A 20,381-nucleotide genomic window follows, 5' to 3' on the forward strand; every position below is an offset into this window, starting at 1 on the left:
GTTTCAGCTGCTAAACTGGCCCCACACTACAGATAACGAATCCCCCCATGATGAAAAGATTCCTCGCCCTGACTCTGCTGCTTCTGCTCACCGCGCAGGCCGCCAGCGCCGACAGCCGCGAACACGAGCAGCTGAAGCGCTCCATCATCAAGATCTACACCACTGCGGCCGCGCCGGACTACTTCAATCCCTGGGCGCTGCTGAACCCCAAACAGCTGTCCGGCTCCGGCGCAGTGATCAGCGGTAAGCGAATACTCACCAACGCCCACGTGGTCGCCAACGGCAGCTTTATCCAGGTGCAGCGCCACGGCGATGCGCAGAAGTTCCGCGCACAGGTGCAGTTTGTCTCCCACGACGCCGACCTGGCGCTGCTGACCGTCGAGGATGACAGCTTCTTCGAGGACACCCGCCCGCTGGCGCTGGGTGAGTTACCGGACCTGCAGGAAGAGGTTACCGTCTACGGCTACCCGATCGGCGGCAAGTCCCTGTCCATCACCCGCGGCGTGCTGTCGCGGGTGGAGCACCAGTATTACGCCCACGCCGAAAGCTACCTGATGGCGGGCCAGATAGATGCCGCGATCAATCCCGGCAACAGCGGCGGCCCGGTCATCTCCGACGGCCGTATCGTCGGCGTGGCCATGCAGACCAACCAGGGGGCGGAAAACCTCGGCTATTTCGTGCCGCCGAGCGTGATCGCCCACGTGCTGGAAGATGCGAAAGACGGCGTCCACCAGGGCTTCCCGGAACTGGGTGCGGTCACCCAGAGCCTCGAGAGCCCGTCGATGAAAGCGGCCGCCGGCCTCAGCGAAGACCAGGATGGCGCGCTGATCGTCAAGGTCTTCGGCGATTCCCCCGCCGCCCAGGTGTTGCAGCCCGGCGATGTACTGCTCGAAGTGGACGGCTACCCGGTAGCCGCGGATCGCACCGTGGAGTGGCGCGAGAACCAGCGCACCAACTACCACTACGCGGTGGATCGCCACCATGTGGGCGACAAGCTGCCGGTGCGCTTCTCCCGCGACGGCGCGGTACAGAGCGCCGAAGTCGCCCTGGCCGCCGCGCCGCCCTCGCGCTCACTGGTATTGGGCGAACAATTTGACCAGCAACCGCGCTATTACATTTACGGCGGCGTGGTGTTCGTGCCGCTGAACATGAACCTGATCAAGCGCTGGGGCAACAACTGGCACTCCAAGGCGCCGATCGAGTACCTCTACGCGCGCAACCAGTGGAGCGATGCGCAGCGGCGGGAGCTGGTGGTGGCACTGAAAGTGCTGCCGGCGATGGTCAATCTCGGTTACCACGACTGGAAGAACTGGATTATCGACTCGGTGAATGGGCACAGCGTGGCGGACTTCGACGAGTTTGCGCAGCTGATGGAAAACAACGAGGAGACCTTCGTGGATCTGCGCGACCAGTCCGGCTACCGCTTGGTGCTGGATGCCGCCGCGGCGCGCGAGCAGGAGCCGCTGATACTGCAGACTTACCATATCCCACAGCGCCACTCCCAGGGGCTGTTCAGCACCCTGGCCAATAAGGAAGAATAGCGCCTGTCACCAATTACAAATCGGAAGGGACGGCCATGAAATCTGTATTTGGGGGAATTTTGCTGGGCGGGCTGCTGCTCTCGAGTGCAGCCGCTTGCGCCGGCGACCTGTACCGCTGGGTTGACGAAGACGGCAAGGTCCACTTCGGTGACCGCCCGCCGATGGAAGCCGAGGCGGAAAATATCGAAGGCGAGTTGCGCCCGGTCAATACCGCCGATGCCCCGGCGCCCCAGCAGACCGCATCGCGACAACAGCACAACGTGGATCAGGAATATGAGAACCGCCAGCGCCAGCGGGAATTGCGGCAAAAGCAGCAAATGACCCGCGCCTGCAATAGCGCGCGCCGGCAGCTGCGCATGCTGCAGGGCCGGGTGGCGTTTATCGACGCGAATGGCAAGGAAATCAAAATGACCGAGCGCGAGCGCCAGCAACAGGCCGAACGGCTGCGGCGGGAAGTCGCGCGCGCCTGCGGCTGACGGCTCCCCGCAGCCCAACCGCCGTTCGAGTCCGCCGCAACCGCGGCGGCTACCATTTATAGATATCCACCTCTAAAATCCCGCGGCTCGCTGATGTGGCGGGCCACACGGCGTTCACCGCGCCTTGGCTCGCAGAAAACGGCCGCCGTCGCGGTCATCAAATTTAAAGTTAACAGGCCCTAGTACCGAGGCACCCGAACCATGTCCGACCAGCTGGAACGCTTTATTTTCTCCCGTCACGATATTCGCGGGCAGATGGTGACCCTCACCGACAGCTACCGCGCCGTGCTGGAGAACAACCAGCTGCCGCCGCCGGTGGCGCGGTTATTGGGCGAGTTCCTCGCCGCCGCCTGTTTGCTGTCCACCACGCTCAAATTCGAGGGCCTGCTGGTACTGCAGGCGCGCGGCGAGGGCGACGTGCCGCTGATCCTGGCGGAGTGCACCCACCACAGCGATCTGCGCGGTATCGCCCGCGTGGCCGAGGGGGCACAGATAGACGGTGACGCCAGCCTGCGCCAGCTCGTCGGCCGGCGCGCGGCCCTGGCAATCACCGTCGAGCCGGAGCAGGGCGAGCGCTACCAGGGCATAGTGCCGCTGGAAAAGGACACCCTGGCGGAGTGCCTCGAGGACTACTTCACCCAGTCGGAGCAGCTGGCCACCCGTTTCTGGATCGAATCGAGCCCGGACACCGTCGGCGGCATCATGCTGCAGGTGCTGCCCGGCAATAACGCCGCCAGCGAAGAGGAAAACCGGGACGCCTGGGAGACGGCGCAGCACCTGGCGGAGACAGTGACCGCCGACGAGCTGCACTCGCTGCCCCACGAGCAGCTGCTGCACCGCCTGTTCCACCAGCTGCACCCGGCCGCACTGGGCACCGCCAATATCCGCTTCAAGTGCAGCTGCTCCCGCGAGCGCAGCGCCCGCGCGCTAATCGCGCTGGGTCCGGAAGATGTGTACAAGCTGCTGGAGGAGCAGGGTGGCGAGATCGCCGCCGACTGCCAGTTCTGCAACGCCCAGTACCGCTTCGACGGCGAGCAGATCGAAGCGCTGTTCAACGCCCCGCCACACACCCTGCATTGATGCCGCTCACCCGCCGCGCCCGGCCCCGTCGGGCGTTGCGGAGGTCGCCGCAATTAGCGGATTTTTCGGCAAAAATTCATAAAATCTATGTAGTAAAACTACACCATCGAAATTTCAAATAATTTAGCGCGTTTTTTCCATTGACAGCGCTATCATTGCACAAAAAACAACCTCTTTGTCTGTCACGTCAATTTGAAGTTTGCCATAATGCGCCCCCCGAAATTTGCCCGGCCGCCGCGCCCCGCGGTGGCCCAACTACTTTCTATTGATACAACTTCACGGGTAATCGACGAATGGCACAGATCGACGACACCGCGCAGGTCTTCAAAAACCTGGCACCGGCGCAATTGGTTGAACAGGCGCTGGCGCGCGGCGAGGGCAAGCTGTCCGACACCGGCGCACTGGTAGCGGAAACCGGCGCGCGCACCGGTCGCTCCCCGGCGGACCGCTTTGTAGTGGAAGAGGCGTCCAGCGCCGACAGCATCGACTGGGGCAACGTCAACCGTCCTTTCCCGCAGGACAAGTTCGACGCGCTGTGGGACCGCGTCGAGGACTTCGTCGCCAGCAGCGACCGCTTCGTGCAGCAGCTGCACGTGGCCCAGGACGAGGACCACTACCTGCCGGTGATCGTGACCACCCAGACCGCGTGGCACAACCTGTTCGCGCGCAACATGTTTATCCGCGCCGAGAAGTACAACCCCAAGGCCAAAGAAGAGTGGCGCATCCTGCACGCGCCCAACTTCGTCTGCGATCCGGAGCGCGACGGCACCAATTCCGAAGGCTGCGTGATCATCAACTTCGGTGCGCGCAAGGTGCTGCTGGCCGGCATGCGCTACGCCGGTGAGATGAAGAAAGCCATGTTCTCCGTGCAGAACTTCCTGCTGCCGGAAAAAGACGTCATGCCGATGCACTGCGCCGCCAACGTCGGCGTGGACGGCGACACCTGCCTGTTCTTCGGCCTGTCCGGTACCGGCAAGACCACCCTGTCCGCCGACCCGGAACGCTACCTGATCGGCGACGACGAGCACGGCTGGACCAAGGGCGCCGTATTCAACATGGAAGGTGGCTGCTACGCCAAGACCATCAACCTGAGTCGCAAGAACGAGCCGGTAATCTGGGACGCCATCCGCTTTGGCGCCATCGTCGAGAACGTGGTGACCGACGAGGCCGGCGCACCGAACTACGACGACACCAGCCTGACCGAGAACGGCCGCTGCTCCTACCCGCTGGAGCACGTGGAGATGCGCCAGCTGGAAAACCGCGCCGGCGAACCGAAGAACGTGATCTTCCTGACCTGCGACGTTTCCGGTGTACTGCCGCCGGTGTCCATCCTGTCCAAGGAAGCGGCCGCCTACCACTTCCTGTCCGGCTACACCGCCCGCGTCGGCTCCACCGAGCTGGGTGCGGAAGCGGGTATTCACCCGACTTTCTCCACCTGCTTCGGCGCTCCGTTCATGCCGCGCGCCCCGCGCGAGTACGCGGACCTGCTGATGAAGCGCATCGAGGACTTCGGCTCCAAGGTCTACCTGGTCAACACCGGCTGGACCGGCGGCTCCGGTGACAACGGCAAGCGCTTCCCGATCCCGGTAACCCGCGCGGTGGTCGCAGCCATCCAGAGCGGCGCGCTGGAAGGTGCCGACACCGAGCACCTGGATATCCTCAACCTGGATATCCCGCTGGAAGTACCCGGCGTGGACAAGTCCTACCTGAACCCGCGCGAAGCCTGGGCGGACAAGGCCGCCTACGACGACCAGGCCGGCAAGCTGGCCAAGCTGTTCGCCGAGAACATCGAAAAGTTCAACGTCAACGACGACGTCAAGGCTGCAGGTCCCAAGGCATAACGCCAGCCAGGATTACCTGCACGCCCATCCCAAACCCCCGCGGTGCGAGCCGCGGGGGTTTCTTTTTTGCGCGGCCACTGCCCGCGGCCGAGTCGGTCTGATTTTGCGACTATAGTGAATAAAGAAGCGCCGACGATCGACAGTCTGCGCCGCAATTTTCCTGGGTGCAGCAGTCGCGAACACAACATGTCCGCAGGCAACTCATATTCCCGCTTCAGAACCGGCTATCCGCAGTCGCCCCCCGGCCAGCGCACCAACCGCCTGGTAGTGGTCGGCCTGGCACTGCTGCTGGTACTGGTGGTCGTCACACTGTGGCTGTACCTCTACCTCAAGTCGCTGGAGAAACCCTACCTCCAGATCAAGGGGTATCGGGTAGCCACGATGCAGAGCTTCAACAATTTCCTGCGCCGGGAAGGCAACCGCGCCCGCGTCACCGAGTTGACCCGCTTCCTGGAGAAAGAGGGTGTCGGCGACGTCATTGCAGTACACGAGCTGCTGCGCCAGGGCACCGATTGGCTCGACATCGACGAGCCGCCCTTCGCCATTCCGCCGAGCGACCACTGGCGCAATATTGTCACCACGCTGGCGATTATCCGCGACGAGGTACAGCCGACCGTCGGTGCGGTTGAAGTGCTCTCCGCTTACCGCACTGACAATTACAACCGCAAGTCCGGCGGTGCCGCGCGCAGCAAACACCGCGATTTCTGCGGTATCGATGTGGTGCCGAAATCCAATATCAGCCGCAAGGAATTGGTGCAGGAACTGCAGAGCCTGCACCGGCGCCTGGGGCCGAAGAGCAACCTGGGACTGGGCATCTACAGCAGCGTGCGCTTTCACATCGACACCTGCGGTTACCGTATCTGGTGAAGCATGGAAATACACGAGAGTGAAGACCACGAGTTCGTCGATATACATATTGAGCGACGCCGCGTTATCTGGATCAGCGCGGTGGTACTGGCCGGCATCATTGCACTGCTCGTCCTGACCATGGACAAGGTGCGCGAGCTGGGCGAGCGCATCGTCACGCCGCGCGAATATATCCCGCCAAAGAGCATCCCCAAGGGCATCGAAATTCCCGATGTCTACGACATCAAAGGCTACGCCGCGGCGTCTCCCAAGGCATTCGACCGGTTTCTGGCCAAACAGGACTTCCGCGAAATTTTCGCCCGCCTGCAGCACTTTCTGTACATTAACGAGGTGGACGGCGTGGTGCCTTCTTTTCAGTTGTTGCGCCAGGGCAGCGACTGGCAGACGATCGACGAGCCACCCTTTGCACTGCCGCCGGAAGAAAGCTGGGAATCCATGGTGAACACGCTGCGCCTGTTACAGGAAGAGATTGTTCCCCGTATCGGTCCGGTCACGGTGTTGTCCGGCTGGCGCACCGATCGCTACAACGCCAAGGCGGGCGGCTCCAAGACCAGCAAACATATGCATTTCTGCGGGCTGGACATGGTGCCGGAGCGGGACTTCACCCGCGAGGAATTACTGCCCATTCTGCGGGACATCCACCGCAAACAGGGTAAAAAATGGAATATGGGCCTGGGCATTTATAAAGGCGTCCGCTTTCACGTCGACACCTGTGGCTATCGCCGCTGGTGAGTGCCGAGCGCCTCTGGTAAAAAGTAGCCGCTTCTGCTTACATAGGCGCCACACGCAAGCCCCAAACCACAGACAGCCACAGCGCGACAATTAGAATAATTGAGGAACACAGCCGGTGCAGGAAAAGCTGGAAAGACGCTCGTTTATATTTTCCCTGTTGCTGGTGACGCTGGCCTTTGCCCTGCTGCTGAAACCCTTCTTCACGCCTATTTTCTGGGCCTGTGCAATCGCGCTGATTTTCTTCCCGTTTTACCGCTACCTGTTGCGGCACTTTCCCAAGTGGCCCAACCTGATGGCACTGCTGACGCTGCTGATGTGTATGGTGCTGGTGGTGATACCGGTGCTGTTGGTGGCCAGTTCATTTGTCAACGAGATGGTGACACTTGTCCAGAAGGCACAGACCGGACAGATAGACCTGTCGCAGCAGGTCGAGAAGGTGCGCAGTGCCTTTCCGGGAATCAACGCCTTTTTTGAGCGCTTCGGTATCGACTTTGACCAGATGAAGGAGCGATTGCTCGGCAGCGTGATGAGCGTCGGCAGCTTCCTGGCCAAGAACGCCCTGGCGGTGGGACAGAACACCGTTAATTTCTTTATGATGCTGGGCCTGATGCTCTACCTGACCTTCTTCCTGATTCGCGACGGGGAGAGCCTGGTGGCACTGCTGATCCGCGCCATGCCTCTCGGTGACGAGCGCGAACACCTGCTGCTGGCAAAATTCGCCGAGGTCACTCGCGCGACGATCAAGGGTAACCTGGTGGTGGCTGTTACCCAGGGCACCCTGGGCGGACTGATCTTCTGGGCGCTGGGCCTGCCGGCGCCGCTGTTGTGGGGCGTAGTGATGTCGCTGCTGTCACTGTTGCCCGCGGTCGGTGCGGCACTGATCTGGTTTCCCGCCGCTCTTTATTTGTACGCCACCGGGGAGATCGTCAAGGCATCGATACTGATGGTATTCGGCGTGATGGTAATCAGCCTGGTCGACAATATCCTGCGCCCGATCCTGGTCGGCCGCGATACCAAGCTGCCGGACTATATCGTGCTGTTCTCCACAATCGGTGGTCTTTTCATGTTTGGCATCAGTGGCTTCGCCATAGGTCCGCTGCTGGCCGCGCTGTTTATTGCCTTCTGGGAGATATTCATGCGGGAGTTTGTCACCCCTTCTGGCATCCACCGCAACCAATAGCACTTCGCCGCCGCCTCTCCCTCATCCGTCGTCATGCACCGGGGGAGGCCCGCCTGTTCGCCGGTGCTCAGCTTCCTGCAGGCGCAAATGCAGTTCCGCCATCGGGCGCTGATCGAGCAACAGTGTGCCCTCGGTGGACCTGTCGAGATCTGCGATCAGCAGGATGACGGTCGAAAACGTCAGCGCCAGCGCCAGCGCTACATGCAGCGAACCGCCGCGACTGACGCCGAACTGAAAGCCGATCGCCAACATCGCCAGCGCCGTCATAAAGTAGATCGCCACCCATATCGCGCCGGGAATACGATATTCCAGCCCCACAGTTATGCGCGAGTTGTGGTCATTGATTACTGCATTGAAAGGTTCGACAAACTGGCGCAGGTAACCGGGATCATAGCCGTCGCGGATATGTTTACTCACCAGCGACCATATCTCGCGATGAATCTCCGCGCTGCGCGCTATGGCGTAATCGCGCGCAGCGGCCTTGAGCGGATTGATATCTCGAATAGCCGCGTACTCCGCCAACAACTGCCTGGCGCGGCCGGCCGCCGGCTCCTGCAAAAAATCTGCGCGCAAATAGGCGGTGTAAATCACATTGACTTCATCCAGCAACAGCACCTTGCGGTCATTGAAGCGGCTCGCCGTCATGTTGAAGGTGAAGGCGAGCAGGAAAGCCAGCATCCCGAGTGTCGCGGCGACAGCGCTGCCGATGGACGCATCCTTGATCTCCCTGTCAGTGCGCAGGTGTCGGCGCCCGAGATACAATCCCACGGCCAGTGCGCATAAAACCAGAAGCACCGAAAAGACGTAAACGACCAGCAGTGGCAGGGTGTGAAAGAATTCGCTTAAATTCATCAGAGTTCTCGGCTGTCCAGCCAAGTCTGGTCCAATTGCCGGCAGGCCGCTAGCGATTCGTCAAGCGCCGAACCTCACGGCAGGTTGGTATAGAATGGGCCCAGCCTTTGTCGCGCCCAACTCGCTGACGACTTTACGAAAAGCAAGTGCAGCCAATGACCATTAGCTCTAACCAGGGACACGTTATGAAACGCTTATTCGGTTTTCTGATTGCCGCATTTACCAGCCTGCCGCTTGCGGCGCTGGAAGTCGGAGATCCGGCGCCCGACTTCTCGCTGCAGGCTTCCGACGGCAAAACCTATTCGCTGGCGGACTTCAAAGGCAAGCAGGCCGTCGTGATCGCCTGGTACCCGAAGGCCTTCACCAAAGGCTGCACCATCGAGTGCAAGTCCCTGGCCGAAAACGGCGATATGATTCGCGCCTACGATGTCGCCTACTTTATGGCGAGCACCGACGAGGTAGACGTCAACACCAAGTTTGCCGAAGAGCAGGGCGCGGATTTTCCGCTGCTCAGTGATCCGGATGGCGAGGTGGCCAAAGCCTACGACGTGCTGATTCCCGTCATGAACGTGGCGCGGCGCGTCACCATTTATATCGGCAAGGATGGCCGCATCCTCAAGATCGACAAGGAAATTCACCCCGCCACCAGCGCGGAGGATATAGCGCGAACGCTGGATGAACTCGGTGTTGCGCGAAAAGGCTGAATTCGAACGGCGCGGGAAGACGGCGACAACGCCCGCGCCTTAACCACTTTGCTCTCGCTTCGCGCCATGCGCAGTTTAGCGGCCACCGCAATGGCGATTACTGCTTGTTGGCTTGCCGGCGCATTCTTTCAGCCGCCGCCAGCCGCGCATTGAGCTCCGACATCGGCGTCTGGTCGACAATCAAAACGCCTTCATAGGCGCGATCCAGATCCGCGATCAGCACGATCACGACGGAGAAGGCCAGTGCGAGCGCCAGTGCCACCTGCGGCGACCCCCGGCGACCGACGCCGAGCTGGAAGCCGATACCGAACATGGCCAATGCGGTGAGCGCGTAGAGCGCCGCCCAGATAGGTGGCGGTATCTTGTAGAAAGTCCCGACATAAAGACGCGAAGTGTGGAAGTCGATGACCTGATTCAGGATATCGTAGAAGCCCCGCAATCTCTCTCCGTCGTACCCCGCCGCGCTGAGCTGCGCGACTATCTGCCAGAGTTCGTTATGGATCTCTGCGCTGCGCGCAATGCGCTCATCGAAGTCGGAAACATTCAGGGGGTCGATATCCCGCAGGTCGGCGTACTCCGCTATCAGTGCGCGGACCCGCCTGCCCTCATCCGGCAGCAGCAGATCCGCGCGCAGATAGGTCGTCGCCATCGCATTGACCTCGTTCAGCAACAGCGCTTTGCGCTGATTGAAGCGGTCTGCAGTCATATTGAAGGTGAACGCCAGCATAAACGCCAGGAGCCCAAGGGTGGCGGCAACCGCACCGCCAATGGACATTTCTCCCACCTTGCCATTGCGCGCCGCGCGGCGGCCAAAAAAATTGCCCACGGCCAGCGACACGAGTACGAGCAGGATGGAAAACCCGTAGATGACGAGGAGCGATATCGTATTGAATTGAGTTAGAAAATTCATCAGCCGCAGAACTGGCATTTTTAGCCAAGTCTGGCTCAGGCGCGCACTGTCTGCCGGATTTTTAGCTGGAGCAGGTCCGGGACCAGTGCACCCGCCGCCTTACGGGGGCGGGTAGTCGTGATAACTGGCGCAGGGATTAGTCGGAGTCGCCGTCGCCGTTCATGCCCAGCTCTTTGAGTTTACGCGTCAGCGTATTGCGCCCCCAACCGAGCAGTTCGGCGGCGTCGCGCTTGCGGCCGGCAGTGTGCTTGAGTGCGATTTCGATCAGCGCGCGCTCGAACGCCGGCACCGCCTCGCTGAGAATCTCGCGACGGCCGGTGGCCAGCGCCTGGTCCGCCCAGAGCCGCAGGGCTTTCTGCCAGTCCTGCGGCGCCTCGCCGGTAGCGGTCTGCTGGTGCAGTTCCTGCGGCAGATCCTCGATATGCACTTCGCGGCCGGAGGCCATCACCGTGATCCAGCGACAGGTATTCTCCAGCTGGCGCACGTTGCCGGGCCAGTCGAGGCCGGAGAGGTATGCCTCGGTCTCCTTGAGCAGAATCTTCGGCTCCACCCCCAGATCCTTGGCGGCGGAATTGAAGAAGTGGCGCACCAGCCGCGGGATGTCCTCGCGGCGGTCGGCCAGGCGCGGAATATGGATGCGAATGACGTTCAGGCGGTGGAACAGGTCCTCGCGGAACTTGTGCTCCTCCACCAGCCGCTCCAGATCCTGGTGGGTAGCGGCAATAATGCGCACGTCCACCTTCACCGGTGTGTGCCCGCCGACGCGGTAGAACTCGCCATCCGCCAGCACGCGCAGCAGGCGCGTCTGGGTCTCCGCCGGCATATCGCCGATCTCATCCAGGAACAGGGTGCCGCCGTCGGCCTGCTCGAAGCGGCCGGCGCGCTGGGAACTGGCGCCGGTAAAGGCGCCCTTCTCGTGACCGAACAGCTCCGACTCCATCAGGTCCTTCGGAATCGCAGCCATATTCAGCGCGATAAACGGTTTGCTCTTGCGCGGGCTGTGGTTGTGCAGCGCCTGCGCCACCAGCTCCTTGCCGGTGCCGGATTCACCGTTGATCAACACGGTGATATTGGAATGGGACAGGCGGCCGATCGCGCGGAACACCTCCTGCATCGCCGGCGCCTCGCCGATAATTTCCTTGCTGCCGGCGCCACTATCCAGGCTGACCTGCTCTTCGCCGCGCTGCTCGCTGGCGTGCGCCAGGGCGCGGCGGGTCACCGCCACCGCCTCGTCGACATCGAAGGGTTTCGGCAAATATTCAAAGGCACCGCCCTGGTAGGCGGCGACGGCGCTGTCCAGGTCCGAATGCGCGGTCATGATAATGATCGGCAGCGAGGGGCGCTCGGACTGGAAGCGCTGCAAAAGTTTGAAGCCGTCGGAACCGGGCATGCGGATATCGCTGATCACCACATCGGGCGAGTCACTGTAGAAGTCGTCCAGCGCGCGATCGCCGCTCTCGTAGCACTTGGTCTCTATGCCTTCGCGCGTCAGCGCCCGCTCCAGGACCCAGCGGATCGATCGGTCGTCGTCAATAATCCAAACGCGATTGCTCATGCTCTAGGTTCCCGTAATCAATTATTCGTTCGAAAGCGGCAGATAAATCTGGAACACGCTCTGCCCCGGTCGGCTGTCGCACTTAATCAGGCCGCGATGCTGATTGATGATGTTCTGTGAGATCGACAGCCCCAGACCCGATCCCTCGGCGCGCCCGGAAATCATCGGGTAGAAAATGCGCTCGCGGATGTCCTCGGCGATACCGGGGCCGTTGTCCTCAATCTCGATGCGGCACACCAGCGGACAGTGGTGTTTGCCGATGGTGAACTGGCGCTGGATACGCGTGCGCAGCACGATTTCGCCGCTGGCGAGGCCGATACTCTCGTCGATGGCCTGCATGGCGTTGCGGGCGATATTCAGCAGTGCCTGGATCAGCTGCTCGCTGTCGCCGGGAATATCCGGGATCGACGGGTCGTAGTCGCGGCGGATCTTCAATTCGCCGTCGCACTCCGCATCGATCAGCTGGGCGACGCGCTCGAGAATTTCGTGCACATTGGTCGGCTTCAGCTGCGCCGGTTTGCGCGGACCGAGCAGGCGATCGACCAGATTGCGCAGGCGGTCCGCCTCGTCGATGATGATCTGCGTGTACTCCGCCAGCTCCTCGTCCGGCAATTCCCGCTGCAACAGCTGTGCGGCACCGCGGATACCGCCGAGCGGGTTTTTCACCTCGTGGGCCATGCCGCGCACCAGATTGCGGGTGGTCTCCTGGGCACTGATCAGCGCGTCCTCGCGAGCGATACGCAGCAGCCGATCCATGCTCTGCACTTCGAGCAGCAGCAACCCCAGCTCCGGCACCGGGCTTACCGAGTAGTCCACGGTGCGCGTTTCGAGGTTGTGCAGCGTCCAGGTGGCGCGGCGGACTGTGTACTTTTCACCGGTGGCCAGGGCGTTGCGCAGCGCCTGCTGCGCGGCGGCGGATTCACGCACCACATCCGCCAGCGGCTGGCCACTGACCCGCGAGCTGGAAGCGGCGAGCAGGTCCTCCGCGGCGGAGTTGAGGTAGCAGAGCAACAGACTGTCATCCAGCACCAGCACGGCGGAGGTCAAACTGTCGAGCAGCTGGCGCAACTGGCGGTCGTTGAGCATGCGATAGGTTCCGATTCAGTTGTGGACGGAGCGCGAACCCGCGGTACACCCGCCGTCGGCTTCGGCCACAAGGCCTTTGTAATCAGTCAGTGCAAGAAGCAAACCAAAATGGCGCACAAAAGTGCCGGGAGCACTTTTGGTCAGCTTTAGCTGACCCCGATAGGGGCGGGGCCCACGGACGGGCCCCGCACTAAAGTGCCGGGAGCACTTTTGGTCAGCGTCACTGGTCATATGAAGCGCACAGTCCCGCAATCCGAGTGCTGCACGCGCGCACCCGGGTGCGGGCGCTGAACCGCAGAGGGGCACGCCGCGGCGATACACGCGTCCGGGGACCACAGCGGGTGCACACGGGGACTGGCGCCCTCTCGCTTGCACCATTATGGTGCGCCGATCAAAAAAACGCCAGCCTGGCGGCCGAGCGTGGGCGTGGGGAAGGGGTATTGCCGGGCGCACAGGGCCCGGCATCCGGGGTTAATTGCCGCGGCGCGACCGCTGCTGCTGTTGTGGCTGGGACTGGGGCAGGCCCGGGGCCACGGGAGCCTTGGGTGCCTGGGTGGCCCGGGGTGCAGCGATATCCGGCAGGGTGCCGCCGGGGCGCTTCACATAGATGGTAATGACCTGGGATTGCGCCAGCACGTTGCCGCGGTCGTCGGCCAGTACCGCCTGCACGCTGTGAGTGCCGCGCTCCAGCTCAGAGATATCCAGGCTCGAACTGGAGGAGCCGCCGCGCCACGGCTGGCCGTCAATCACCGCGAAAAACTGTGCACCGGCGGGATAGGCGGGTACCACATCGACCTGCAGCGCGATAAAGCGCTGGCCCGGCGGAATCGTCGCCCCGTCCGGCGGACTCACGATGGCGATGTCGACGGGACCGATCGGCTGGCTCGCATCGTCGGCGCGCTGTTGCGCGTCCTTCGGCGACAGCTTGCGCGTTGGCAGCGGCCGCGGCAGGGCAATGGGCTGCACATTGGTGGGACCGATCACGACCTTTTCCGCCTTGCCGCTCTTCGGCGGCGTGTCGCTGAACACCACCTTCCCGTCGGGACCGACGGTCTTGTAGACGGTATTGCCGGACGGCGGCGCCTCTGTGCCGTCATCGCCGGCCAAAGTGCCGATAGGCAGGGCGAACAACAGCGCGAACAGATAGGGAATAGTCTTCATCTTGCCTCTCGTGCGGCGCCAGGCCGCTCCGACACGAATCGCGGATTTACAGTCACTTTTAACCCTAGCAGGCTGGTGAAAAACAGCCTGCTAGACCGGGCCAAGGACGGCCCGACCGCAAATCAGGCGCGTAAGTGCTTGATTTGTCGAGGAGGGTTTGCGGACATGCGCCGCAAACCCGGGTTGAAAAAGGCCGGGATGGCCTTTTTCAACAACCTCCTAGTCTACCCGCAATAAAAAAGCCCGCACCAGTCGGCGCGGGCTTTTTCCGAAAACGGACCGGCATCGGGGCCGATGCCGGCGGTCGTTATACGGAGTAGTACATGTCGAACTCGACCGGGTGAGTGGTCATCTGCAGGCGCTGAACCTCTTCGCCCTTCAGGGCGATATAGGCGTCGATCGCGTCGTCAGTGAACACACCGCCTTCGGTCAGGAAGGCGCGATCCTGATCCAGTGCTTCCAGGGCCATTTCCAGGCTGGAGGCAACGGTCGGGTACTCGGCCAGCTCTTCCGGCGGCAGGTCGTACAGGTCCTTGTCCGCGGCGTCGCCCGGGTGGATCTTGTTCTTGATGCCGTCGAGGCCGGCCATCAGCAGCGCGGCGAAGGCCAGGTACGGGTTGGCAGTCGGATCCGGGAAGCGGGTCTCGATGCGCTTGCCTTTCGGGCTGGCGACAAACGGAATGCGGATGGACGCAGAGCGGTTGCGCGCGGAGTAGGCCAGGATGACCGGCGCCTCGAAGCCCGGCACCAGACGCTTGTAGGAGTTGGTGGAGGCGTTACAGATGGCGTTCAGCGCGCGGGCGTGCTTGACGATACCGCCGATGTAGTACAGGGCGGTCTCGGACAGGCCTGCGTAGGCGTCGCCGGCAAACTGGTTCACGCCGTCCTTGCTGAAGGACATGTGTACGTGCATGCCGGAACCGTTGTCGCCCACCAGCGGCTTGGGCATGAAGGTTGCGGTCTTGCCGTAGGCGTGGGCAACGTTGTGTACGGCGTACTTGAGGATCTGCACCTCGTCCGCTTTCTTGGTCAGGGTGTTGGCGCCGACGCCGATCTCACACTGCCCGGCGGTGCCCACTTCGTGGTGGTGCACTTCCACACGCAGGCCCATTTGTTCCATGGCGCCGCACATGGCCGCGCGCACGTCGTGCAGGGAGTCGACCGGCGGTACCGGGAAGTAGCCGCCTTTCACGCCCGGGCGGTGGCCGATGTTGCCTTCCGCGAAGGAGGCACCGGAGGACCAGGCCGCCTCTTCGGAGTTGATCTTGTAGAAGGCGCCGCCCATTTCGGCACCCCAGGTGATGTCGTCGAATACGAAGAACTCGGGCTCCGGGCCGAACAGCGCGGTGTCACCCAGACCGGTGGACTTCAGGTATTCCTCGGCGCGCAGCGCGATGGAGCGCGGGTCGCGCTCGTAGCCCTGACCGGTGATCGGGTCGACGATGTTACAGCGGATGATGACGGTGGCTTCGTCGGTAAAGGGGTCCAGGAAAGCGGTCTCGTCGTCCGGCATCAGGATCATGTCGGATTCGTTGATGCCCTTCCAGCCGGCGATGGAGGAGCCGTCGAACATCTTGCCTTCTTCGAAGAACTCGCCGTCAATTTCCGACGTCGGAATGGATACGTGCTGTTCTTTACCCTTGGTATCGGTGAAGCGCAGGTCGATCCACTTGGCTTCACTCTCTTTAATCAAACCGAGCGTTTTAGCTGACATTGCTGTCCTCCAGGTCTTGAAATGTAATTTGTCGCTATGCCGTTGGCCGGCATGCACTCCCTACCTGGCGTGTAATAAAGCAAGGAGTGTGCCAAATTGGGGCAGCCGCGCCGCCGCTGCGATTGCGGCGTGCGCCGGCAGGTTTGCGGCGCCATCTGCAGCAGAATAGATGCAATGTGGCGGGTCAGCCACCCACGGGCGCACCAAAATGGCGCGCATTTGGGCGCCCGTGCACGAATGCGGTGCGCAAGCAAGTTGTGCTCGGCGGGGGCTCACTAGCTTATAATGCCGCACCTCCTATCAATTCGCGGTACCCCACGGATCCCCATGCACTTTGTCGTCAAATTTTTTCCAGAGATCACCATCAAGAGCAACCCGGTGCGCAAGCGCATGTCGCGCCAGCTCAAGGACAACCTGCAGCGCCTGCTGAAACAGCTGGACGATCGCATCGTGGTGCGCAAGGACTGGGAAAAGATCGATGTGGTCGCGCCGGATGCGGTCGCCCACCTGCGGCAGCGCATCGAGGAAGTGCTCTCTCACACGCCGGGGATCGCCAACTTCGCCCGCGTGTGCCAGTTCCCCCTCGGCGATCTGCACGACATCTATGAGAAAACCCTGTCGGTGTGGGGCGAACACCTCGCCTGCAAGACCTTCTGCGTGCGCGCCAAGCGCACCGGCCAGCACGACTTCAAGTCCCTGGATGTGGAGCAGTATGTGGGCGGCGGCCTGAACACTAATACCGACGCCGCCGGCGTAAAGCTCAAGAATCCGGACATTACCGTGAAGCTGGAGATCCGCCACGACAAGCTGTACGTGATAGAGGCGCAGCACCCGGGCCTCGGCGGCTTCCCGCTCGGCACCCAGGATCCGGTGCTGTCGCTGGTATCCGGCGGCTTCGATTCCACCGTGGCCAGCTACCTGACGATCAAGCGCGGCATCCGCACCCACTACCTGTTCTTCAACCTGGGCGGCCGCCAGCACGAACTGGGCGTCAAGGAGGTGGCCTACTACCTGTGGAACAAGTACGCCGCCTCACACCGGGTGCGCTTTATCACCGTGCCCTTCGACGAGGTTGTGGCCGAGATCCTGGAGAACGTCGACGACTCCTATATGGGCGTGGTCCTGAAGCGCATGATGCTGCGCGCCGCCACCGTGATCGCCAACGAGGTGGAAGTGGACGCGGTGGTGACCGGCGAGGCCATCGCCCAGGTGTCCAGCCAGACGCTGAAAAACCTGGCGGTGATCGACAGCGTCACCGACACCCTGGTGCTGCGCCCGCTGATCACCAGCGACAAGACCGACATCATCCGCACCGCGCGGGAAATCGGCACCGAGGAGTTCGCCGCGAATATGCCCGAGTACTGCGGCGTGATCTCGGTGAAGCCGACCACCCGCGCCAAGATCGAGAAAGTGGAGAAGGAGGAGAATCGCTTCGACTTCACCGTCCTCGACCGCGCCATCGGCAACCGCGTCATGCAGAATATCGACGAGGTGATCGAGGAGGTGAACGGCGAGGTACCGGACGTGGAAATCCGCGATGAGCCCGGCGATGCCGTGGTCATCGACATCCGCCACCCCGACGAAGAGGAGATTGATCCGCTGGAGCTCGAGGGCAAACCGGTGGAGGCCATTCCCTTCTACCGCCTCAACAACGCCTTCGCCAAGCTGGATCAGGAGCGCCACTACCTGCTGTACTGCGCCCGCGGCGTCATGAGCAAGCTGCACGCGTCCCACCTGCTGGACGAGGGCTACCGCAACGTGGGCGTATACCGGCCACAGAAACGCAACGCCGCGTCACCGGAAGATACACAAGCCTGATCCGCCAACCCTGCGCGCGCCCGAAATAGCGCCTGGCAACCATCGCAACTGGCAACCGCGCGCATAAGTGTTATGGTTGCCTCATGACCGCCCACTTTTCTCCAGCCGCAACGGCCCTGAGCCACACCGCGCGCACACGCCCCTCCGGGCGTGCGCCGTCTGCCGCCTTGCAGACTTAGGCCGGGTTTCCATTCGCGCGCGGGAACCCGGCACCCCCGCCCGCTGCGCTCCCCGAAACTCTATCGAAACCCGATTGACGCCACTTTCCACTGGAGAAGTCATGTCTACACTGCCCCCCATTACGGTCTCTCGCGAGGATCGCGACAAGATCTACAACCTGCTGGACAACATGCCCGCGCACGACGAGGTAGCCGAGGGCCTTTACGATGAACTGGATCGGGCGCAAATCCTCGAAAAACAGGCAATGCCCGACGATGTGGTAAGGCTCAACAGCAAGGCGCGCTTTACCAATGAGGCATCCGGCAAGGTTTACCACCTGAAACTGGTAATGCCCGCGGATATGAGCGGAGACCAGTGTGTCTCCCTGTTGAGCCCCGCCGGCGCAGCGCTGCTCGGCCTGAAAGTCGGCGACAGTATCGAGTGGCCGCTGGCCGGCAAGCGGCTGCGGCTGCAGCTGAATACCGTCGAAGCCTAAATACCCACAGCGCTCGGCCCGAAAAGGCGCCAGTCCCGGCATTTCGGGTGTGCACGCCATTCGGGTGGATGCCGGCATCCACCCGAATGGCGAAATCTGCAATTTCAATCCCGCGGCGGAATCGCACAAATTTCCACCAAATTCGCTCCCAATTGTCACGCTTCGCCACTATAATCGCCGCCTTTGGCCGGACCTCCGCTGTCTGGGCCTGGTGACAGGTCCTAAGCCCCCGCCCCACACCATTTCACGCGTTAACGCCCAGAGGCACCCTGTGATAGAGAATTTGCGCAATATTGCGATCATCGCCCACGTAGACCATGGCAAGACCACCCTGGTGGACAAACTGCTGTCCCAGTCCGGCACCCTCGACCGCCGCGACCAGGGCGCCGAGCGGATCATGGACTCCAACGACCAGGAGCGGGAGCGCGGTATCACCATTCTGGCCAAGAACACCGCCATCCGCTGGAACGACTACCGCATCAATATCGTCGACACCCCAGGGCACGCCGACTTCGGCGGCGAGGTGGAGCGCGTGCTGTCCATGGTGGACTCGGTGCTGCTGCTGGTAGACGCGGTGGACGGCCCGATGCCGCAGACCCGCTTCGTGACCCAGAAGGCGTTCGAGCAGGGCCTCAACCCGATCGTGGTCATCAACAAGATCGACCGCCCGGGCGCGCGCCCGGACTGGGTGATGGACCAGGTATTCGACCTGTTCGACAGCCTCGGCGCCACCGACGAGCAGCTGGACTTCCCGGTGGTCTACGCCTCCGCCCTGAACGGCATCGCCGGCCTCGACGATACCGATATGGCGGAAGACATGACGCCGCTGTTCCAGATGATCGTCGACAAGGTCGAGCCGCCGAAAGTGGACCTGGACGGCCCCTTCCAGATGCAGATTTCCGCGCTGGACTACAACAGCTACGTCGGCGTGATCGGCGTCGGCCGCATCACCCGCGGCATTCTGAAGCCGAACCAGCAGGTGGTGATCCTCGACCGCGAGGAAAACAAGCGCAAAGCCAAGGTGCTGCAGGTTATGGGTTACCTGGGCCTGGAGCGCGTGGAAGTGGAGCAGGCCAGCGCCGGCGATATCGTCTGTATCACCGGTGTGGGTGAGCTGAACATTTCCGACACCCTGTGCGACCCGGACCACCCGGAGGTGCTGCCAGCGCTGACCGTGGACGAACCCACCGTGAGCATGACCTTCCAGGTCAACGATTCACCGTTTGCCGGCAAAGACGGCAAGTTCGTCACCAGCCGCAACATCAAGGAGCGCCTGGATCAGGAGCTGATTCACAACGTGGCGCTGCGTGTGGAGCAGGGCGATTCTCCGGATAAATTCAAGGTTTCCGGCCGCGGCGAGCTGCATCTTTCCGTTTTGATCGAAAACATGCGTCGCGAAGGTTTCGAACTGGGCGTATCCCGCCCGGAAGTGGTGCAGAAAGAAGTCGACGGCGAAATCCAGGAACCCTACGAGCAGGTGGTGATCGACGTCGAGGAGCAGCACCAGGGTTCGATCATGGAAGAGCTGGGCCTGCGCAAGGCCGAGCTGACCAATATGGAACCGGACGGCAAGGGCCGTGTGCGCCTGACGTTTATCGTGCCGTCCCGCGGCATGATCGGCTTCCGCAACCAGTTCCTGACCCTGACCAGCGGCTCCGGCATCATGACCAGCATCTTCGACCACTACGGTCCGGTAAAAGAAGGTGACGTGGCCAAGCGCATCAACGGCGTACTGGTCAGCATGGTCAACGGCAAGACCCTGGCCTACGCGCTCTTCGCGCTGCAGGATCGCGGTCGCCTGTTCCTGGGCCACGGCGAAGACATCTACGAGGGCCAGATAGTGGGTATTCACTCCCGCGGCAACGACCTGGTGGTAAACCCCACCAAGGCCAAGCAGCTGACCAACATCCGCGCCGCCGGCACCGACGAGGCCCTGACCCTGACCCCGCCGATCCGCCACACCCTGGAGCAGGCGCTGGAGTTCATCGAGGACGACGAGCTGGTGGAAGTGACTCCGAACCACATCCGCCTGCGCAAGAAGATCCTGCAGGAGAACATGCGCAAGCGCGCCAAGAAGTAAGCGCTGGCAGAAAGAGAAAGGCGGGCTTTGGCCCGCCTTTTTTATTTCCGTTCGCGGCAGCAGTGCGCAATCGGCCCGTTACGGCGCATCGCATCAGATGGCACTTCGTAGTGAAACGCGCAGCGGTAG

17 protein-coding genes are annotated in these 20,381 nt (G+C 62.1%); 11 read left to right on the forward strand and 6 right to left on the reverse strand.

Features of this window, described 5'->3' with window-relative positions; genetic code table 11:
- Positions 1-47: 47 nt before the first annotated feature.
- From BUC36_RS08625 to BUC36_RS08655, 7 genes are all read left to right on the forward strand, one after another.
- Complete coding sequence (locus tag BUC36_RS08625; RefSeq protein WP_073273674.1) at positions 48-1,541, forward strand: S1C family serine protease; 1,494 nt, start codon at positions 48-50, stop codon at positions 1,539-1,541.
- A gap of 35 nt (positions 1,542-1,576) precedes the next feature.
- Positions 1,577-2,017 carry a DUF4124 domain-containing protein gene (locus tag BUC36_RS08630; RefSeq protein WP_073273676.1) on the forward strand — a complete coding sequence of 147 codons (441 nt, stop codon included), beginning with the start codon at positions 1,577-1,579 and terminating at the stop codon, positions 2,015-2,017.
- 201 nt (positions 2,018-2,218) lie between these two features.
- Positions 2,219-3,097: an Hsp33 family molecular chaperone HslO gene (gene hslO / locus BUC36_RS08635; protein WP_073273678.1), complete on the forward strand. Its 879-nt coding sequence runs from the start codon at positions 2,219-2,221 to the stop codon at positions 3,095-3,097.
- Between the two features lie 293 nt (positions 3,098-3,390).
- On the forward strand, positions 3,391-4,938 hold the full coding sequence (locus BUC36_RS08640; protein ID WP_073273680.1) for a phosphoenolpyruvate carboxykinase: 1,548 nt from the start codon (positions 3,391-3,393) through the stop codon (positions 4,936-4,938).
- 186 nt (positions 4,939-5,124) lie between these two features.
- A complete protein-coding gene (locus tag BUC36_RS08645; RefSeq protein WP_073273682.1) occupies positions 5,125-5,805 on the forward strand; it encodes a D-Ala-D-Ala carboxypeptidase family metallohydrolase in 681 nt (226 codons plus the stop codon).
- Positions 5,806-5,808: 3 nt separating this feature from the next.
- Positions 5,809-6,537: a D-Ala-D-Ala carboxypeptidase family metallohydrolase gene (locus tag BUC36_RS08650; RefSeq protein WP_073273684.1), complete on the forward strand. Its 729-nt coding sequence runs from the start codon at positions 5,809-5,811 to the stop codon at positions 6,535-6,537.
- A gap of 115 nt (positions 6,538-6,652) precedes the next feature.
- Complete coding sequence (locus BUC36_RS08655; protein WP_073273686.1) at positions 6,653-7,717, forward strand: AI-2E family transporter; 1,065 nt, start codon at positions 6,653-6,655, stop codon at positions 7,715-7,717.
- A 21-nt stretch (positions 7,718-7,738) separates the two neighbouring features.
- On the opposite strand, the gene BUC36_RS08660 is transcribed toward BUC36_RS08655, so the two are convergent.
- Positions 7,739-8,569 carry a bestrophin-like domain gene (locus tag BUC36_RS08660; RefSeq protein WP_073273688.1) on the reverse strand — a complete coding sequence of 277 codons (831 nt, stop codon included), beginning with the start codon at positions 8,567-8,569 and terminating at the stop codon, positions 7,739-7,741.
- Positions 8,570-8,754: 185 nt separating this feature from the next.
- On the opposite strand from BUC36_RS08660, the gene BUC36_RS08665 reads away from it, so the two are divergent.
- A complete protein-coding gene (locus BUC36_RS08665; RefSeq protein WP_073273691.1) occupies positions 8,755-9,273 on the forward strand; it encodes a peroxiredoxin in 519 nt (172 codons plus the stop codon).
- Positions 9,274-9,370: 97 nt separating this feature from the next.
- Here the strand turns inward: BUC36_RS08665 and BUC36_RS08670 are convergent, their stop codons facing one another.
- The 5 genes from BUC36_RS08670 to glnA form a co-directional block, all read right to left on the reverse strand.
- Positions 9,371-10,183, reverse strand: coding sequence for a bestrophin-like domain (locus BUC36_RS08670; RefSeq protein ID WP_073274773.1), 813 nt, complete (start codon positions 10,181-10,183; stop codon positions 9,371-9,373).
- Positions 10,184-10,319: 136 nt separating this feature from the next.
- Positions 10,320-11,738, reverse strand: coding sequence for a nitrogen regulation protein NR(I) (gene glnG, locus BUC36_RS08675; protein WP_073273693.1), 1,419 nt, complete (start codon positions 11,736-11,738; stop codon positions 10,320-10,322).
- Positions 11,739-11,759: 21 nt separating this feature from the next.
- The gene (gene glnL, locus BUC36_RS08680; protein WP_073273695.1) at positions 11,760-12,824 is read right to left on the reverse strand and encodes a nitrogen regulation protein NR(II); all 1,065 of its coding nucleotides are present in this window, start codon (positions 12,822-12,824) and stop codon (positions 11,760-11,762) included.
- A gap of 471 nt (positions 12,825-13,295) precedes the next feature.
- A complete protein-coding gene (locus BUC36_RS08685) occupies positions 13,296-13,985 on the reverse strand; it encodes a DUF4124 domain-containing protein (protein ID WP_073273697.1) in 690 nt (229 codons plus the stop codon).
- Positions 13,986-14,292: 307 nt separating this feature from the next.
- Positions 14,293-15,699 (reverse strand): glutamate--ammonia ligase, encoded by a 1,407-nt coding sequence (gene glnA / locus BUC36_RS08690; protein WP_073273699.1) that lies wholly within the window; start codon positions 15,697-15,699, stop codon positions 14,293-14,295.
- Between the two features lie 327 nt (positions 15,700-16,026).
- Here glnA and thiI point away from each other — a divergent pair, with 327 nt between their 5' ends.
- The 3 genes from thiI to typA all read left to right on the forward strand — a co-directional run bounded on the left by thiI (position 16,027) and on the right by typA (position 20,252).
- Complete coding sequence (thiI, locus tag BUC36_RS08695) at positions 16,027-17,517, forward strand: tRNA uracil 4-sulfurtransferase ThiI (protein ID WP_073273701.1); 1,491 nt, start codon at positions 16,027-16,029, stop codon at positions 17,515-17,517.
- Between the two features lie 280 nt (positions 17,518-17,797).
- Complete coding sequence (rnk, locus tag BUC36_RS08700) at positions 17,798-18,172, forward strand: nucleoside diphosphate kinase regulator (RefSeq protein WP_073273703.1); 375 nt, start codon at positions 17,798-17,800, stop codon at positions 18,170-18,172.
- A 271-nt stretch (positions 18,173-18,443) separates the two neighbouring features.
- Positions 18,444-20,252 carry a translational GTPase TypA gene (gene typA / locus BUC36_RS08705; RefSeq protein WP_073273705.1) on the forward strand — a complete coding sequence of 603 codons (1,809 nt, stop codon included), beginning with the start codon at positions 18,444-18,446 and terminating at the stop codon, positions 20,250-20,252.
- Positions 20,253-20,381 lie beyond the last annotated feature (129 nt).

The organism is Microbulbifer donghaiensis, assembly GCF_900129095.1.
Lineage (GTDB): Bacteria > Pseudomonadota > Gammaproteobacteria > Pseudomonadales > Cellvibrionaceae > Microbulbifer > Microbulbifer donghaiensis.

Bases quoted from the DNA above. Each gene is read 5' to 3' on its own strand.
- BUC36_RS08650 (WP_073273684.1), top strand. From the start codon at position 5,809: ATGGAAATACACGAGAGTGAAGACCACGAGTTCGTCGATATACATATT.
- hslO (WP_073273678.1), top strand. From the start codon at position 2,219: ATGTCCGACCAGCTGGAACGCTTTATTTTCTCCCGTCACGATATTCGC.
- BUC36_RS08645 (WP_073273682.1), top strand. From the start codon at position 5,125: ATGTCCGCAGGCAACTCATATTCCCGCTTCAGAACCGGCTATCCGCAG.
- glnG (WP_073273693.1), bottom strand. From the start codon at position 11,738: ATGAGCAATCGCGTTTGGATTATTGACGACGACCGATCGATCCGCTGG.
- BUC36_RS08625 (WP_073273674.1), top strand. From the start codon at position 48: ATGATGAAAAGATTCCTCGCCCTGACTCTGCTGCTTCTGCTCACCGCG.
- BUC36_RS08670 (WP_073274773.1), bottom strand. From the start codon at position 10,183: ATGAATTTTCTAACTCAATTCAATACGATATCGCTCCTCGTCATCTAC.
- glnA (WP_073273699.1), bottom strand. From the start codon at position 15,699: ATGTCAGCTAAAACGCTCGGTTTGATTAAAGAGAGTGAAGCCAAGTGG.
- glnL (WP_073273695.1), bottom strand. From the start codon at position 12,824: ATGCTCAACGACCGCCAGTTGCGCCAGCTGCTCGACAGTTTGACCTCC.
- thiI (WP_073273701.1), top strand. From the start codon at position 16,027: ATGCACTTTGTCGTCAAATTTTTTCCAGAGATCACCATCAAGAGCAAC.
- BUC36_RS08660 (WP_073273688.1), bottom strand. From the start codon at position 8,569: ATGAATTTAAGCGAATTCTTTCACACCCTGCCACTGCTGGTCGTTTAC.
- BUC36_RS08685 (WP_073273697.1), bottom strand. From the start codon at position 13,985: ATGAAGACTATTCCCTATCTGTTCGCGCTGTTGTTCGCCCTGCCTATC.
- BUC36_RS08640 (WP_073273680.1), top strand. From the start codon at position 3,391: ATGGCACAGATCGACGACACCGCGCAGGTCTTCAAAAACCTGGCACCG.
- rnk (WP_073273703.1), top strand. From the start codon at position 17,798: ATGTCTACACTGCCCCCCATTACGGTCTCTCGCGAGGATCGCGACAAG.
- BUC36_RS08630 (WP_073273676.1), top strand. From the start codon at position 1,577: ATGAAATCTGTATTTGGGGGAATTTTGCTGGGCGGGCTGCTGCTCTCG.
- BUC36_RS08665 (WP_073273691.1), top strand. From the start codon at position 8,755: ATGAAACGCTTATTCGGTTTTCTGATTGCCGCATTTACCAGCCTGCCG.